Raw genomic sequence first — 14,900 nt, 5'->3', positions numbered from 1 at the left:
ATGACGACACTGGAAGAAGCGGAAGCCCGGACCTGGTTCGCACTCGGACCCGGTGCCGGCCGGCCAGGCCTCGCCGCGTCCGCACTGGTGCTCAGAGACCCTGGGCTGGTCGAGATCAAGCCACACACGGCCAGCGGGATCAAGGCCGGTCTGAAACAGCTCGCCGACCGTCTCACCGCCAAAGGCCTGAAGACCGGGGTCCTGGCGACGTACGCCGGTGCCGACTCCGCGGGCCGCCGGCTCCCGAAAGGGAGGGCGAGCTGGCTCCACGTCTACGCGGCGGTGGTGAACGCGACCCCGCGGCCCACCCTGGCGCAGTACAGCCGGCCAGGCGTGTGGCACGACCTCGGCCTGGCGCCGCTGCCCGCCAAGATCGACCATCCGCGGGTGGACCACGCGCCCGCCTTCGGCTGGGCCGTCGAGCCCGTGGTGCAGGCGCACGTCTCGAAGGCGATCAAGCTGCAGACCCCGCAGAAGAAGTGGACGCCGCTGGGAGGTCCAGGGGCCGGCGCCGACATGAGGTACGACGAGCTCGCCGACTTCTACCGGGAGCTGGCGCAGGAGCTGCGGGACCCGCTGTACGCCGAGATCGCCTCGGAGTTGGAGGCGATGGCGGCTTAGCTCACCGCTCCGTACGTCGTTTCGCCCGACGCAGCTGCAACGCCCGGTCGGTGACACCGAGCCGTGCCGCCGCCGCGCGGATGCTGCCTCCGGACTCCTCGAGCGCCGCGGACACGGCCAGATCGGCGACATGGTCGCGGAGTTCCTTCAGCGTCATGCCCTGCCGCAGTTGCTGCCGGATCGCGTCCATCAGGGTCGGCGCCCGGCTGTCCGCCGTACCGTCCGTGGACAGTGGCCGGTCCGAGGGTGGGAGATCTCCCGGCGTGACCGGTCCCGGGCCGACGTGGCGCGACGCCACCCGGTGGGCGAGCTGGCGCAGGTCCCGGAGATTGCCGGGGTACTCGCGTCGCCGCAGCGCCACCTCCACCTCGGGTGTCACCTCGGCCGGCTCGGCGTGTCCCTGGGCCTCGGACAGGAAGCTGCGGAACAGCGGGATCAGATCCCCGGGACGATCCCGCAGCGGCGGCAGCTGCACCGAGTACGCCGCGATGCGGTAGTAGAAGTCGGCCCGGAACCGGCCGGCAGTGACGTCGTCCTCCAGGACCCGGTTGGTGGCGCAGATCAGCCGGAAGCTCGTGTGCTGCCAGGTGTCGGCGCCGACCCGCTTGTACATCCCCTCCTGGACCACGCGCAGCAGCTCCGGCTGCAGCTCGAGGGGGAGTTCGCCCACTTCGTCGAGCATCAGCGTGCCGCCGTTCGCCGCCGCGCAGGCGCCCGTACGGACGCTCACCGCACCGGTGAACGCGCCCCGTTCGTGGCCGAAGAGCTCGGAGCCCGACAGGCTGGGCACGATCGTCGTGCAGTCCACCACGACGAGATGCCCGGACCGCCCGGCCGCGCTCACCGTGTGCGCCACCTTCGCAGCCAGTTCCTTCCCGGTCCCGGTCTCGCCGGTGATCAGGATCGGTCCACCGCCGAACTTGGCGGCCGTGACCAGGTCGCGCAGAGCCTGCCGCAACGCCGGGCTGGTGCCCCGGATGACGTCGGCGACCGGGGGTGACTCGACCACGTTCTCCACCTCGATGAGTCGCTCGAGGCGGGCCTGGATCGGTCGGGGATCGTCGTGCCAGATCATCAGGTCGGTCGCACCACAGGCCAGCAGCGACCAGGGCTCGAGGCTGTGCCCGGGCTCCGACACGACGATCACATGCGCGTTGGACGACGCCGCCATCGCCAGCGTCTGTTCGAGATCGCGGGAGAACGCCGAGCAGACGACGACGCCGGTCAGCTCACCCGGCTGGGGCGCCGTCACCGGGCGCAGGTCGGGGTGCGCCGCGCTGATCGCGCGCGCGATGGCCTTGGTGCGTGCACCTGGGCCGAGGTCGAGCACCCACGTCATCGGATCCCCCGGGAGAACAACCCCGCTAGGGCATGGGCCCTCACCCTCGTGTGCCGGCTGCAGCCGGCCACCCACCCCCTGTATCGAGGGTAGGTGGCCGGTTTGCCTTGTGCCAGAGTTCAGCCCGGAGCTACCAAGACACTTCGGTGACCCGGCCGCCGGCGACGTCGACGGTGAGCCGGACCGGACCGTCCGGTAGGACGGCGAGGTCGTAGCGGCCTTCTGGTACGTCGAAGAAGACTGCCGAGTGGATGGTGTGTCCGTCAGGCGCCGATCGCCGAACGACTCCCACATGAGGGAAGTGCCCATGACCATGACCGTGCCCGTGCCCGTGCCCGTGCCCGTGCCCGTGCCCGTGCCCGTGCCCGTGATCATGCCAATGGTCGTGGTCGTGGGCCGGTTCTCCGGCGGGGCGGCGGACGATCTCCGCGTCGTGCAGGTCCGCCGGGGCGGTGACGACGATCGCGCCGACACCGTCGCCGATGTCGAGCAGGACCGAGGAGCCCTGACCGGCGTGCGGATTCTCCTCGGCGTTGGTGAGCGGCCTGGTCATGACACCGCGGGCATACCGGGCATGGACGAGTAGCCGCCGGCCGGCGTACCGAGGTACGGGAACCACTTGAGGTAGTCGGAGTTGGTGTTCGACGTACCGTCCTTGATCGCCCCGGCCGCGTCGTCCGGCTTGAACGCGGGATCCACCAGCGGGATCGTGATGCCGGCGACCGCGCGCAGCTCGACCGTGACGACGTCGTCGAAGACCCGGCGCCCGTTCGGGAAGCCGGCCGCGTCACCGGCGACGAGACCGAGCGGGTTCGGCGACTTCGACGGCGGCACGGCGACATTCAGCCGCAGCATGTCGGCCTGGACCGGACCGGTGAAGTTCTGGAAGCCGGGCACGACCCCCTTCGGGATCCCGGTCAGCAGGATCGCCGCCAGGTCCGCACGAGGCTTCTTGTACGCCGCCAGCCGCGGGAACACGCCCGGGTAGAGCACCGGCAGCAGTCCGGCGAGCTCCGGTGTCGTGACGAACTTGGCGAACGCCTTGTCGTCCTTGGGCGAGAGCCGGTTCCACTGGTCCTTCAGGGCCATCGGCACGATGACCTCGTTGAACAGCGGGTTGCCCAGCCGCGAGATCTGCTTGTACGGGCCGTGCCAGATCGGGTCACCACCCGCGTCGTCGAGCATCCGGGACTGCTGGCGGCTCGCGGTGGCGTACACACCGATGACGGACTTCGGGTCCAGCACGTCCGTCGGGGTGCTGCCGTCGCGGGTCAGGTCGCCGATCGGGACCTGGATCGCGATCGTGTGCACGTTGGAGCCCTGCAGGCCGTTGACGCCCATCGCGGCGGCGGACGGGATCAGGTGCGCCATCTGGAACGGCCGCAGCGTGGCGAGGTCGAAGATGCTGCCGAGGTCGGCGAAGAAGCCGTCCGCGCGCTGACCCGCGAACACCTTCCGGTTGCGCCCGAAGGTGTAGATCGCCTGCCGCGCCAGCTTGGCGTAGTTCGGCGTACTGCGGACTCCGACGTTGACCGGCGGGGCGGCGAGATCACGCGCGAGGATCCTCGACCGGCCATCCTCGACCCGGGTGACCGAGTAGAACTGCGGGCGGTTCCAGTTCGGGTCGTTGATCGAGGTGATCGGCCCGGTGTTGTACAGGAAGGTCTTCGGGTTGCGGATCTTGGCCTGGAACCGGAACTGGTAGCTGATGTCGGCCTGGCCGGTCCCGCTGTTGGAGATGTGGATCTGGTAGAGCACGTCGTCGCCGAACTCGTAGAAGTTCGGGCCGCCGTACGGGTTCTGGAACGGAATGAAGTTGGCGATGATCGTGACCGTGTCCGGCTTGTCCGGGGACACGAAGGCGTAGACATCGGTGTTGTCGGCGACCGGGTCCTTGGAGATCTCCGGCGCTTCGCGGTGCGACGACATGACAGTTCCTTTCTCAGCCTGTGGTCTTGCCGGCCAGGCGCGCGGCGAGCTCGCGATCGGTGACGAGGACTTCGCGCTGACCGACCAGGATGGCCAGCTGCCCCTTCTTCACGTTCTTGACGTGGACGACGAACGACTCGGCGCCGGCCAGATCGGCCGCCGCCAGTTGCGGTGCGGTCTGCTCGGACCGGTCCCCGAAGATCTTCGGCGCTGCGACCGCGCCGACCGCGGCCGCCGTGCCCGCCCCCGCGAACACCAGGAATCCGCGGCGTGTGGCGTCACTCATGACTGTTCCTCCCTTTGCCTTGACCACCGGCGAACGCGGCGGTCGGACCATCTCGCGTTCGGCACGACGCGACGGACGGATGGGTCGAACCCCCAAGTTCTGAAGGAATTTCGACGCACCGTCTCCGCCTGCCTGCACGGTGTGAGCGGCAACGACCCACTGGATATTCGGCCCTCGCCGGTGCCGGGATGACGCCGTACATTCGTTGCCAGACACCTGTCGTGGGTACTGGGGAGTGACCGCAGGTGTCGCTGGGGGAGGAGTGAGGATTGTCTGACCAGGACAGGACAGCGCAGCCGCGCCCGGCGTTGCCCGACGGATCGATGCCGTACTACGACACCCATCCGCTGCCGGGGATGCCCGGGGGCGATCCGCCGTTCGCGCCGTTCGGGTGGGGACCGATGCCACGCGGTGACGACGAGGACCCGCTCGGCGACGACCAGCCGCCTCGCAAGCTCCGGGTCACGCTGCGCCTCAGCCTGCTCCTCACCTGCAGCGTGGTGATCGCCGGCCTCGGATTGAGTGCGATCCTGTTGCGGTGAGCGCTGGCATGACGGCCGCTGCTTGGGCCGAGCAGCAGGTCGCAGCCGTCCGTGACGATCCGTCCGGACGGCTCGCCCTGATGCAGCGCTGCTACTACGGACCGTTCGGCAAGGCGCCCCGGCATCTGCCCTATCGGCGCGCGGCGATGGCGGCGATGCAATGGGAGTTACGGCGCGGTGTGTTGCAGCCACCGTTCAGTGACCGTCCGGGGAGCCCGTGGTGGCGGGCAGTGAACGAGCGCGTCCTGCGGGACGGCTGCGAGGCGGTGGCGCTGAGCGGGGACCTGTCCGGCTCGGCCTCGTCGCGCACGGTCCAGTTCTGGTTGTCGTTCGCGCAGTACCCGACCGCGAGGGCGTGGTGGCGAGCGCACAACGGCAGCATCGTCGCCGGTTATCTCGAGCACCGCGCGCTGGCCGAGACGGAGACCGCCGCCGAGCGGTTCTTCATGAACGTCGTGCTCTGCCGGGTGCTCTACACCCACGCGCTGGTCGCGGCACCCCGGATCGCACTGGGCTGGCTTCGTCCACTCGCGCCGCTGCTCGGCGACCCGAGGCTCGGCATGGCCGGCATTTTCCTCCAGCTGTCCCGAGTCCTGCCGGACGAGTACCCCCTCCGCGAAGAGGTCAGGTTCTACCTCAGGAACGAGCTCGGCTTCGGCCGGCTGCTGGACTTCGGCGTGATCGTCCCGCGGCTGCAACAGATCTACGAGTGGTCGGCGCACGAGCTCGCCGACCCGGGGCTGCTCGAGTTCATCGACGGCGGATCGCTGACCTACGCGTTGCCGGCCGACGATCACGGCTTCTGGCAGCCACCACGGTCCCGCCTCCTCCAGTTGGCCCAGCGCCTGCTGCCCGCGGAGCGACTCAGGTAGTGCGTGGTGCCCAGCGGAAGGTCGTCGTACCGACGACGGTGGCTGCCAGGCCCCAGGCGGCGATGACGGCGAGGTCGGTGGGTTCGAAGCCGGCACCGGTGGTGGCCGGGTCGAAGACCGTCAGGAACGCGTGGTAGAGCCGCTGCACCGGGAAGATCTCCGCGACCTCGCGGACGCCGGACGGGATGAGTTCCTGGGGGATGAAGATTCCCGAGATGAAGTACAGCGGGAGGGTGATGGCGTTCGTGATCGGTACGGCGGCGTCCTGCGACGGGATGGCCGTGGAGACGGCGAAGGCCAGCGCCGAGAACGTGAACGTGCCGACGAGGAGGGTGACGAGACCGGCCGCGATGGTGGTCGTCGGTACGGCGACGTCGTACACAATCCGCCCGATCGCCACGAGGACGACGACGAGCAGGACCGCGGCGACCGCGGACGTAACGATGCGTCCGGCCATGAACGTCCGGATCGGGAGCGGCGTGGTGCGGAGCCGTTTCAGCAGGCCGCGTTCGCGGGATGCGGTGAGTGAGACGGTGAGGTTGGTGAAGGTGACCTGGATGATCCCGAGGGCGACGATGCCCGGCAGGTAGTACGTCGCGCCGCTGACCAGTTGCCCGTCGGCCAGCTCCATCCGCTGGTTGCCGAACACGGTGACGAAGATGATCAGGAACATGATCGGCAGGGCGATGGCGAAGAAGATCGTGCTCGGACTCCGCCAGAACGTCTTCCAGTCGTAGCGGACCTGGTGCCTCACGAGGGCGTTCCCGTGGTGAGCTCGAGGTAGACATCCTCCAGGCTCGGTCGCCGTACTTCGAAGTCGGCGAGGTCGAGTTCGTTCTGCACGGCCCAGGTGGTGAGTGCGTGGACGAGTGGCAGGGGATCGGGGGAGCGGAGCTCGACCCGGCCGGCTGACACCTTCGCCGGCTCGGACAATGCGGGCAGTTCGGCACCGTCGGGGAGGGTGAAGGTGATCCGGGTCGCGTGGCCGGCGACCAGGGTGTCCGGCGGGCCCTCGGTCCGGATCCGGCCGTCGACGAGGATCGCGACGCGGTCGGCGAGTGCTTCTGCCTCGTCGAGGTAATGCGTGGTCAGCAGCACGGTCTTGCCCGCGTCGCGCAGCGAGCCGATGATCTGCCAGGCTCCGCGCCGCGCGGCCGGATCGAAGCCGGTGGTGGGCTCGTCGAGGAACAGGAGTTCGGGATCGCCGATCAGCGCGATCCCGAGGTCGAGCCGGCGTTGCTGGCCGCCGGAGAGCCGGCCGGCACGCGTGTCGCGCTGGTCTTCCAGGCCGACGAGCTGGACCACGTCCTCGACCGGAAGGGGTCGCGGGTAGTAGCCCGCGAACTGCGCCAGTGACTCGCGGACCGTCAGCGCCGGCTCGACCTGCCAGGTCTGCAACATCACGCCGATCCGCGAGCGCCACGCCCGATCCGCGCGGGCGGGATCGGCGCCGAGCACCTGGACCGTCCCGGCGGTCGGGTCCCGGTACCCCTCGAGCATCTCGACTGTGGTCGTCTTGCCCGCGCCGTTCGGGCCGAGGACGGCGAAGATCTCGCCGGCGCGAACCTCCAGGTCGATCCCGCGCACCGCGTCGTGGCGCCCGTACGACTTCCGCAGCCCGTCGGCCGTGATCACCGCGCTCGTCAACTGCCCTCCCAGGGATCCTTGCCAACGGCATTGAACGCCCGGCGCCGGAACTGCGTCCAGTGCCCGACAGCTGACTAGACATTGTGGTAGTCAGGGGTTACAGTCTATTCAGGATATTGGAAGTCCAGGATAGGAGAACAGTGATGAGGATCTTTCTGGCCGGTGCGTCCGGCGTGCTCGGACAGCGCCTGGTTCCGCGACTGATCGCGGCGGGGCATGTGGTCGGGGGAATGACCCGCTCGGCGGAGAAGGCGGAACTGCTCGGTAGCCTCGGTGCCGAGCCGATCGTGTGTGATGTCTTCGACCGGGCCGCGCTGGTCCAAGCGGTCCGGGAGTTCAAGCCGGACCTGATTCTGAACGAGTTGACCGATCTCCCGGACGACGTGAACCGGATCGGCGAGTTCACGGCGCTGAACGCCCGCATCCGGACCGAGGGGAATCAGAACCTGATCGACGCCGCTCGGCTGAGTGGATCGCCGAAGATCCTGGCGCAGAGTGTGGCCTGGCAGTTGCCGGACGGACCCGACGCACTGGCGGTCCGAGAACTCGAGCGAACTGTGCTGGCCGAGGGTGGCGTCGTACTGAGCTACGGCCAGCTCTACGGACCTGGGACGTACAACGAGCAGCGGGTGCCGGCGAAGCCCCGGGTCCACCTCGATCGTGCCGCCGACCTGACCGTCGAGGCGCTGGGAAGTGCCACCGGCGTCGTCGTGATCACCGACTGACCTCGCGCGATCGCTGGCTCCGTTCGCTGGTAGTCAGCCTCTATGCTCTCCATGGGACCGGGTAGCGAGTCATGGAGACGAGAATGTCGATCACTTTCGAAGGGGTGCTGGCCGACCGGAGCACCTGGCGGCTGGACAACTGCTCGATCGCGAAAACGATGGAGTTGATCGGCACACGGTCGTCGATGCTGGTCCTGCGCGAGGCGCTGTACGGCACGACCAGGTTCGACGACTTCGTCCGGCGGACGAAATCGACCGACGCCATCGTGGCCGCCCGCCTGAAGGAGCTCAGCGAGGCCGGCCTGTTCACGAAAGCGCCGTACCGGGAGCCGGGTACGCGCACTCGCTACGAATACGTCCTGACCGACAAGGGGAGGGACCTGCTCCCTGCGGTGTTCGCACTGATGCAGTGGGGCAACAAATACCTGCAGGCCGAGGACGGTGGCCCGCTGCGCCTGGTGGAGCGCGGCACCGGCGAGCCGGTGGACATCCGGCCACGGACCCGGTCCGGCCGGGACCTCGAGCTCGAGGATCTCGCGATCGTCGCCAACGGAGACTGGGCCGGCTGACCTTCGGACGGGCGCGCAGGTAGCGACAACTCTCGACCAGCGCGCCTGGTCTTCTCGAAGGAGCTTCTCTTGCTGTCGACACAGCTTCGTACTGACGTGCCCGCAACTCGGCGCCGTCCCACGCTATCGGCCGGCCTCGCGGTCGCCGGTACGGCGATCTCGTTCACCAGCCTGTATCTGGCGGCCGGTGCGCTGACACCACTCCTGGTGGTCTACAAGGAGCGGTGGAACTTCGCGCCGGCCGTCCTCACGGTGGCCTTCGCCGTCTATGCGGTCGGCTTCCTGGCCGCCGTACTCACCTTCGGTTCGCTGTCCGATCACGTCGGCCGGCGACCGGTGTTGATCGGGGCAATGATCGTCCAGATCGCCTCCAATCTGTTGTTCCTGGCCGCTTCGGACGTCGGGTGGGTGATCGCCGGGCGGATCGTGCAGGGTGTCGCGAGCGGGGCGGCCACGTCGGCGTTCACGGCGGCGCTCGTCGAGCTGGCGCCGCCGAGCCGCAAGCGGCTGGGCGCGGTGCTCGGCAGCGTCGGTCTCACCGGCGGGCTCGGCGCAGGGTCGTTGCTGGCGGGGCTGGCGATCCAGCTCACGAGCTCGGCCAACTCGATCGTCTTCATCGCGCTCACTGTGCTGACCGCTGCGGGGATCGTCGTCGCGGCGTTGTCGCCGGAGACGGTGTCGCGGGTGCCGGGCGCGGTTCGTTCGCTGATCCCGCGGATCGCGTTCCCTGCGGCCACGCGGCGAGAGTTCGTTGCCGCGGCACCGGTGGTGGCCGCGGTCTGGATGCTGGCGGGGTTGTCCGGCGGACTCGCGCCGAGCATGGTGTGCAGCGTGTTCCACCTGAACAGCGGCCTGCTCAACGGCGTGGCCGGATTCATCGCACCGGCGGCGTCGGCCGTCGTCGGCCTGGCCTTCGCGAGCGTCGCGCCACGGCGGGCGATGAGGATCGGGATCCATGCGTCGATCGTCGGTGCCGTCGGCATCATCGGCGGAGTTCTCGCCGGCAGCCTGCCGCTCATGATGCTCGGTCAGGCCGTGGCCGGTGTCGGCTTCGGCGCGGCATTCACGGCCGCGCTGCGGCTGATCTTCCCGCTCGCTCCGGTGCACCAACGGGCCGCCGTCGTCGCGGGGATCTACCTGGTCTCGTACGTCGCCCTCGGCGTGCCGATCGTGATCGCCGGGCAACTCGCCGGCCCGCTCGGCGAGATCCCGGCCGTGACCCTGTACACCGCGTCAACGGTGCTGCTGGCCCTGATCAGTCTCGTTGCCCAGCTCCGGCTCCGGCGGGGTCACGGCGAGACGGGCTCAGGCACGTCCTGAAGGGGATCGGGTCGCGGTGTGTGCCCGGCGAGCGGGGAGCGGCTTCCGAACCAGGCATCGAGTACGGCGTCGTCGCCGAGGACGCCGAAGGGCGCAGGTTCGCGCTCCAGGATGCGCAGCAGCGTGATGAGCCGTTGCGTCGTCGCACACATCGTCGGGTCCTCCCCCCAGCCATCGTTCGCTGACTCCAGCCCGAAACCGCCGGCGACGCTGCCGGCCCGTGACGAACTGGACGGCCCCGGAGCTGCTGTTCTGAACACCGGGACCTGGAGTCGTTGGCCTCACGCGCGACCAACCCCCGTTGACAGTGCCGTGGACCGGCCCCTGAACCACCGACCGCCCCACCGCCTCACCCACCACATCGGCCAACGACCACAGGACGTTACAGACCGGGGTCGCCGGTCGCGGAGTTGGTGATCCGTGGTCACGGGCGGGCGGTGCGGCGGACGTAGGCGGGGAGGGCGTACCAGAAGATCACGAACCAGATCAGGACCGCGCCGAGGATGGTCACGGCGACCGGGCGGGAGAGGATCGCGTCGAGGGCGATCAGGACGCCGCCGGCGATCGCGGCGAGCAGGAAGATGAGTCCGAGGTTGATCAGGCGGTGGGTGATCTCGACGAGCCGGTCGCGGAGCTTCTGCTGGTACAGGATGCGGTGGAAGGACACCGGCGCCAGGAACAGCGCGACTGCGAAGGCCGACGTGGTCAGGGTCACGGCGTACACGTAGTGCGTGAACCGGTCGGCCGCCTGGAACTGGTTCTGGAAGGCGATGGTCAGCAGGAAGGCGAACAGGATCTGGGTGCCGGTCTGCGCGAGGCGCAGCTCCTGCAGGAGTTCGCTCCAGTGGCGGTCGAGCCGCGCACCGGCGTTCTCTTCGTCACGTTCGTACCTCAGGCCGGCCATCTCTCTTTCCTCACGTCTGCGGGTGGGCGGTCAGGTACCCAGTACCCAAAGAGCAGGCGTAGTTGTCAGGGTTGGGGGTACCGGGCGCGTGAGTGAAGGGAGTGCACGATGCCTGCGGGTTCCAGCCGGAAGCGTGAGCGGCAGTACGAACACATCAAGGCCGGACTGAAGAAGAGCGGCCGCAGCGAGGACATCGCCGAGGAGATCGCGGCACGCACCGTGAACAAGGAGCGGGCGCGCGCGGGGGAGTCGAAGCAGAAGAGCCGGTCCTCCACGCACGACATCTCGTCGAGCCGCCGCGGCGGTCTGCGCTCGCACAGCGGGGCGAAGGGCCGCACCAAGGAGCAGCTCTACAACGAGGCCAGGCAGAAGAACATCAAGGGCCGCTCGACCATGACCAAGGCCCAGCTGGCGAAGGCGGTCGGACGGTAGCTGCTCGGCGTCGGGGTGTTTCCCGATGACTGTCCGTTGGCGGTAGCGTGCATCGTGATGCCTGGCGAGTAGGGGGCGGAGATGCCGTGGTTCCCGGAGTTCAGCAGCGCGGCCGTGCTGGCGCGGCGGGAGATGCGTGCTGCCGGGCAGGCTGATCCGGTGGCGCAGTACCTGATCGCGTTGAGTGACGGCCGGGCCGACGCGCTCGAGACCGTCTGGCCGGGTGAGGTCGTGGTCCACGACCCGCGGGCCGGGGTGGTGCGCGGTCACCGGGAGTTGCGGACCTTCGTCCGGGACAACCGTGAGTGGCTGGCCGAGCATCAGGCGCGGATCGAGACCGTGGCGGAGACCACCGTCGGCCCGCGCGCCGTGGTCGAGCTCCTGGCCCATGTGCGTCACGACGGCCGCGAGGTGCCCTGGCCGATGGCGGTCGTTGCCGAGTCACCTGATGATCGATCGGTCGTGTTCCGGACCTACTGCAGCCAGTGGCCGGTCGACGGCCGGCGCCACGTGCGGCCACCGGTCTTCGAGGCCGGCCACGCGGCGCCCGGCGACGTCGTCGGCCGCTATCTCGGCGCGCTCGCCGGCGGCGACACCGACTCGATCGTGAAGACCTTCGTGACGGACGGGTACGTCGCCGAGCCGATCGGACCGCACTACATCCACCGCGGCGCCGACGAGCTCCGCTCCTTCTACACCGGCACCTTCAGCGCCGGCGGCGGCATCGGCCTCCAGAACTGCACGATGATCGACGACGGCGTCCGCTGCGCCCTGGAGTACAACTGCGTCACGTGGGGGACCCACGCCGTACCGCCCCAGGCCGGCATCGCCGTGTACGAACGCAGCCCGGACGGCCTCCTCACCGCCGTCCGAATCTACGACGACGTGGAGCCCCCGGCCCCTAACTGAGCGGGGCAGGACGCTCGCACCTCTCGTACGGGTCCGCGATGTCGGGCTTGTCCACCACACTCGGATGTTCCCCGACGCTCCCGGCGGCCCGGTCGAGGTGAAGGCGATCTTCGACCTGTTCCACGCCGCCTTCGACGACTTCGGCGCCGAGATCCTCGACCAGGTCGCCGAAGCCGGGAAAGTCGTTACCTACAAGGCGTTCACCGGCACCCACACCGGCGACTTCCTCGGCATCCCACCCACCGGCGCCAAGGTCCGCTTCGAAGTCATCGACATCGTCCGCATCACCAACGGACAGATCACCGACCACTGGGGCCTGGTCGACCAGCAATCCCTCCTCCGCCAGTTAGGTGCGGCCGGCTGACTCGGCACCGACGGGCGTGTAGGCCGACTCCGGCAGGAGCCGTAGACCGGTTTGCACGTGGATCAACTCCGGGAGGGTGTACTTGCGGGAGCGGGTGGTGTTGATGCCACGGGCACCGAAGGTCATGGTGACCGAGCATTCGGTTGGGCTCAGGCCCACGAGGAGACCTCTCTCGACAGTCAGCAGAAGGGCGTCCAGCGCGTAGAGCAAGGTGAGATCGAACCTGACGGTCATCGGTGCCTGTGCGTCGACGGTCACCTCCACTTCGGGGTGATGGATCGACGAGATCTTGTGGCTTGCCAAGCTGACGTGCTCCGGAGATCCGGTGCCTGCCAGTGTGGCTTTCGCCGCCTCCTTGAGTTCGCGCTGCGTCTGCCACGCCCACAGGATGGGGGTGCCCAGGTCCTCGTCGAGCGCCTTGGCGAGCGCACTGGCAACGGGACCCGAGACCAGCGGACCGACTTGTGGCATGACCTTGAGGACCCCGGTTGTCGAGACGAGGTTGGTGAGTTCTGTCGACGCGTCCTGACGGGCCTCGGAGAAGAGGGAAACGATCGTCGCGTGGTGGTTGCCGGTAGTCATGACTTGTCCTCCTGCAGGTGCTGCTGCCCGCGGTCGAGGTGGGCCTCCACGGTGATGCGGTGTGCCGGGCCGGACTCCTGGATGCTCGGGCTGGTCGGGGTAAGTGGCCGTCCGACGGCGGTGATCTGAGGCAGTCGGGGGCGGTGCCGGTGCTGGAGGCGCGTAGCAGTCCCGGCCGCGAGTACGCCGGCTCCGATGAGCAGCGGCAGCAGCCAAGACGGCCCGCGTTCAACCGCGCCACGCGCCTCGTCCTCACTGCGGTTGACCAGGTCAGGAACCGGTACGAGCTCCCGCGCCGGCTCGCGATTCAGATCGACCGTGACGACCGTACCGATGTCGACGACGGTGCCGGGCGACGGGCGCTGGTTCACGACGATCCCCGCCGCCGTCCCGGACCGGACAACGCGGGGCTGGAACTTCAGCCGAGCTGCCCCGATCGCTGTCCGTGCCGGGACTTCAAGCTTGCCGACAACATCAGGCCCCACTGTCCCCACCGGCACACTCTCCGCGGAGCCGCGCCGAATGTCGGCGGTCACCTTGGTGCCGGCGGGCACGAGCCGTTTCGCTTGCGGGTCCTGGCTGACCACGCGGCCGGGGCGCTTGCCGTTCCGGACGATTCGCGGAACGTAGACGAGTCCGGCTGCCTTGACCAGCGCCTTCGCCTCGTCTTCGGTGCGCCCGATGAGATCTGGGACCTCCTTCGGCCGGACGGGCTCCTCGAGGACGAGTTCGACCGCCCGCCCGAACACCTGGTACCCGTGCACGGCGGGGGTCTGCTGGGCGACGATCCAGTCGGGTGCCGCCGTTCTGGCGGACGGTCGTACGACGAGCGCGAGCCGCTCCGCCACCTCACGTGCGGCACCCAGGTTCTGGCCGACCAGGTCAGGCAGCACCACACCGAGCCAGAGGCCCACCACCGGGGCAACGTCGCCGTGATACGGCCTGCCGCGCATCTCCTGCTCGGCGACCACGACCGCGTTCTCGTCGACAGTCGACGGCATGTCGTTCAACAGCGTGCAGGTGTACTTCTCGGATCCGAGGCGAGGGGTGCCCATTCCCGGCGTCCGCTGGGAGCGTCGGCACCATCGTGAACGACAACGCGATGAGAACCCCAGCAGCGGCGATCAGGCGCACTAGGGGACGAATCCTGAAGCCTTCCCGAGGTGTCACACCCGTCTGACCCCACGGCCGACGAGTTTGATACGGGTTGCGGGGCGGGCTACGGGTTCCCGCCCCACAACATCAGCTTGCCGGCGCCGGGCTCAGCGGGTGACGTCGTACACGAGTTTCTGGATTCCGTTGGGGTAGGACTCGCTCTCGATCAGCGTGAGGCCCTGCTTGTCCTTGTCCGTGTCGCTGAACAGGCGCTTGCCGGCGCCGAGCAGAACGGGGAAGACCAGGAGGTGGTAGCGGTCGATCAGGCCGGCGTCGGAGAGGTTGCGGTCCAGGGTGGCGGAGCCGTGGATGATGATCGGCCCGCCCTCGGTCTCCTTCAGGGCGGCGACGTCGTCGAGGGAACGCAGGATGGTGATGTCGCCCCAGTTGGACACCAGGTCCTCGTCCTTCAGGGTGGTCGAGACGACGTACTTCGGCATGGTGATGTACAGCGGGAAGTCCTCGGTCATCGTCGGCCAGACCGGCGAGAAGACCTCGTAGCTGACGCGGCCCATCATCATGGCCGCCGCCTCGGTCTGCTCGCGGCCCTTGAGCTCGTAGGCGGCCGGGTCGAACGGGATGTCCTTGAACGTCCAGCCCGCGTTGCGGTAGCCCGCCTCCCCGCCGGGGGAGTCGACGACGCCGTCGAGGGAGACGAACGCGGTGGCGATCAGAGTACGCATCGGATGCTCCTTGGCTGGTGT

At 68.8% G+C, this 14,900-nt stretch carries 19 protein-coding genes and 1 pseudogene; 9 read left to right on the top strand and 11 right to left on the bottom strand.

Annotation, left to right across the window (positions count from 1 at the left end; all coding sequences use genetic code 11):
- On the top strand, nucleotides 1-621 hold the full coding sequence (locus tag ACZ6O0_RS04095; protein ID WP_465763327.1) for a hypothetical protein: 621 nt from the start codon (nucleotides 1-3) through the stop codon (nucleotides 619-621).
- 1 nt (nucleotide 622) lies between these two features.
- On the opposite strand, the gene ACZ6O0_RS04090 is transcribed toward ACZ6O0_RS04095, so the two are convergent.
- From ACZ6O0_RS04090 to ACZ6O0_RS04075, 4 genes are all read right to left on the bottom strand, one after another.
- Entirely contained in the window at nucleotides 623-1,960 is a 1,338-nt protein-coding gene (locus ACZ6O0_RS04090; protein ID WP_465763326.1) for a sigma-54-dependent transcriptional regulator, read from the bottom strand.
- A gap of 130 nt (nucleotides 1,961-2,090) precedes the next feature.
- Nucleotides 2,091-2,513 (bottom strand): hypothetical protein, encoded by a 423-nt coding sequence (locus ACZ6O0_RS04085; RefSeq protein WP_465763325.1) that lies wholly within the window; start codon nucleotides 2,511-2,513, stop codon nucleotides 2,091-2,093.
- Nucleotides 2,510-3,889, bottom strand: coding sequence for a DUF4331 domain-containing protein (locus ACZ6O0_RS04080; RefSeq protein ID WP_465763324.1), 1,380 nt, complete (start codon nucleotides 3,887-3,889; stop codon nucleotides 2,510-2,512). Before ACZ6O0_RS04080 ends, ACZ6O0_RS04085 begins: the two co-directional genes overlap by 4 nt.
- A 13-nt stretch (nucleotides 3,890-3,902) precedes the next feature.
- Complete coding sequence (locus ACZ6O0_RS04075) at nucleotides 3,903-4,175, bottom strand: twin-arginine translocation signal domain-containing protein (RefSeq protein ID WP_465763323.1); 273 nt, start codon at nucleotides 4,173-4,175, stop codon at nucleotides 3,903-3,905.
- Nucleotides 4,176-4,444: 269 nt separating this feature from the next.
- Here ACZ6O0_RS04075 and ACZ6O0_RS04070 point away from each other — a divergent pair, with 269 nt between their 5' ends.
- Together ACZ6O0_RS04070 and ACZ6O0_RS04065 are read left to right on the top strand one after the other, a co-directional pair.
- A complete protein-coding gene (locus ACZ6O0_RS04070) occupies nucleotides 4,445-4,717 on the top strand; it encodes a hypothetical protein (protein WP_465763322.1) in 273 nt (90 codons plus the stop codon).
- Entirely contained in the window at nucleotides 4,714-5,589 is an 876-nt protein-coding gene (locus ACZ6O0_RS04065) for a hypothetical protein (RefSeq protein WP_465763321.1), read from the top strand. Before ACZ6O0_RS04070 ends, ACZ6O0_RS04065 begins: the two co-directional genes overlap by 4 nt.
- On the opposite strand, the gene ACZ6O0_RS04060 is transcribed toward ACZ6O0_RS04065, so the two are convergent.
- Together ACZ6O0_RS04060 and ACZ6O0_RS04055 are read right to left on the bottom strand one after the other, a co-directional pair.
- Entirely contained in the window at nucleotides 5,582-6,343 is a 762-nt protein-coding gene (locus ACZ6O0_RS04060; protein ID WP_465763320.1) for an ABC transporter permease, read from the bottom strand. The genes ACZ6O0_RS04065 and ACZ6O0_RS04060 overlap by 8 nt on opposite strands.
- Nucleotides 6,340-7,236, bottom strand: a complete 897-nt coding sequence (locus tag ACZ6O0_RS04055; RefSeq protein ID WP_465763319.1) for an ABC transporter ATP-binding protein — start codon at nucleotides 7,234-7,236, stop codon at nucleotides 6,340-6,342. Before ACZ6O0_RS04055 ends, ACZ6O0_RS04060 begins: the two co-directional genes overlap by 4 nt.
- A gap of 143 nt (nucleotides 7,237-7,379) precedes the next feature.
- On the opposite strand from ACZ6O0_RS04055, the gene ACZ6O0_RS04050 reads away from it, so the two are divergent.
- From ACZ6O0_RS04050 to ACZ6O0_RS04040, 3 genes are all read left to right on the top strand, one after another.
- Nucleotides 7,380-7,961, top strand: a complete 582-nt coding sequence (locus ACZ6O0_RS04050) for an SDR family oxidoreductase (RefSeq protein ID WP_465763318.1) — start codon at nucleotides 7,380-7,382, stop codon at nucleotides 7,959-7,961.
- Between the two features lie 83 nt (nucleotides 7,962-8,044).
- Complete coding sequence (locus ACZ6O0_RS04045) at nucleotides 8,045-8,530, top strand: winged helix-turn-helix transcriptional regulator (RefSeq protein WP_465763317.1); 486 nt, start codon at nucleotides 8,045-8,047, stop codon at nucleotides 8,528-8,530.
- 69 nt (nucleotides 8,531-8,599) lie between these two features.
- Nucleotides 8,600-9,850, top strand: coding sequence for an MFS transporter (locus ACZ6O0_RS04040; protein ID WP_465763316.1), 1,251 nt, complete (start codon nucleotides 8,600-8,602; stop codon nucleotides 9,848-9,850).
- Here the strand turns inward: ACZ6O0_RS04040 and ACZ6O0_RS04035 are convergent.
- The gene (locus ACZ6O0_RS04035) at nucleotides 9,820-10,002 is read right to left on the bottom strand and encodes a hypothetical protein (protein ID WP_465763315.1); all 183 of its coding nucleotides are present in this window, start codon (nucleotides 10,000-10,002) and stop codon (nucleotides 9,820-9,822) included. The two genes, ACZ6O0_RS04040 and ACZ6O0_RS04035, sit on opposite strands and share 31 nt — an antisense overlap.
- Nucleotides 10,003-10,274: 272 nt before the next feature.
- Nucleotides 10,275-10,754: a DUF6328 family protein gene (locus ACZ6O0_RS04030; protein ID WP_465763314.1), complete on the bottom strand. Its 480-nt coding sequence runs from the start codon at nucleotides 10,752-10,754 to the stop codon at nucleotides 10,275-10,277.
- A 108-nt stretch (nucleotides 10,755-10,862) separates the two neighbouring features.
- Between ACZ6O0_RS04030 and ACZ6O0_RS04025 the strand changes: the two genes are divergently transcribed.
- The 3 genes and pseudogenes from ACZ6O0_RS04025 to ACZ6O0_RS04015 form a co-directional block, all read left to right on the top strand.
- On the top strand, nucleotides 10,863-11,186 hold the full coding sequence (locus tag ACZ6O0_RS04025; protein WP_465763313.1) for a plasmid stabilization protein: 324 nt from the start codon (nucleotides 10,863-10,865) through the stop codon (nucleotides 11,184-11,186).
- 81 nt (nucleotides 11,187-11,267) lie between these two features.
- A complete protein-coding gene (locus tag ACZ6O0_RS04020; protein WP_465763312.1) occupies nucleotides 11,268-12,095 on the top strand; it encodes a nuclear transport factor 2 family protein in 828 nt (275 codons plus the stop codon).
- Nucleotides 12,096-12,153: 58 nt separating this feature from the next.
- Nucleotides 12,154-12,459: pseudogene (locus ACZ6O0_RS04015) on the top strand (ester cyclase); the annotation flags it as partial.
- Here the strand turns inward: ACZ6O0_RS04015 and ACZ6O0_RS04010 are convergent.
- The 3 genes from ACZ6O0_RS04010 to ACZ6O0_RS04000 form a co-directional block, all read right to left on the bottom strand.
- Entirely contained in the window at nucleotides 12,442-13,041 is a 600-nt protein-coding gene (locus ACZ6O0_RS04010; RefSeq protein WP_465763311.1) for a hypothetical protein, read from the bottom strand. The pseudogene ACZ6O0_RS04015 and the gene ACZ6O0_RS04010 overlap by 18 nt on opposite strands.
- A complete protein-coding gene (locus tag ACZ6O0_RS04005) occupies nucleotides 13,038-14,096 on the bottom strand; it encodes a PASTA domain-containing protein (RefSeq protein ID WP_465763310.1) in 1,059 nt (352 codons plus the stop codon). The genes ACZ6O0_RS04010 and ACZ6O0_RS04005 overlap by 4 nt, the downstream gene beginning before the upstream one ends.
- A 207-nt stretch (nucleotides 14,097-14,303) precedes the next feature.
- The gene (locus ACZ6O0_RS04000) at nucleotides 14,304-14,879 is read right to left on the bottom strand and encodes a dihydrofolate reductase family protein (protein WP_465763309.1); all 576 of its coding nucleotides are present in this window, start codon (nucleotides 14,877-14,879) and stop codon (nucleotides 14,304-14,306) included.
- Nucleotides 14,880-14,900: the final 21 nt, after the last annotated feature.

It is taken from the genome of Kribbella sp. NPDC048837 (assembly GCF_055586945.1).
Note: the sequence above shows the minus strand (reverse complement) of the source record. Positions and strands in the feature narration are given on the sequence as shown.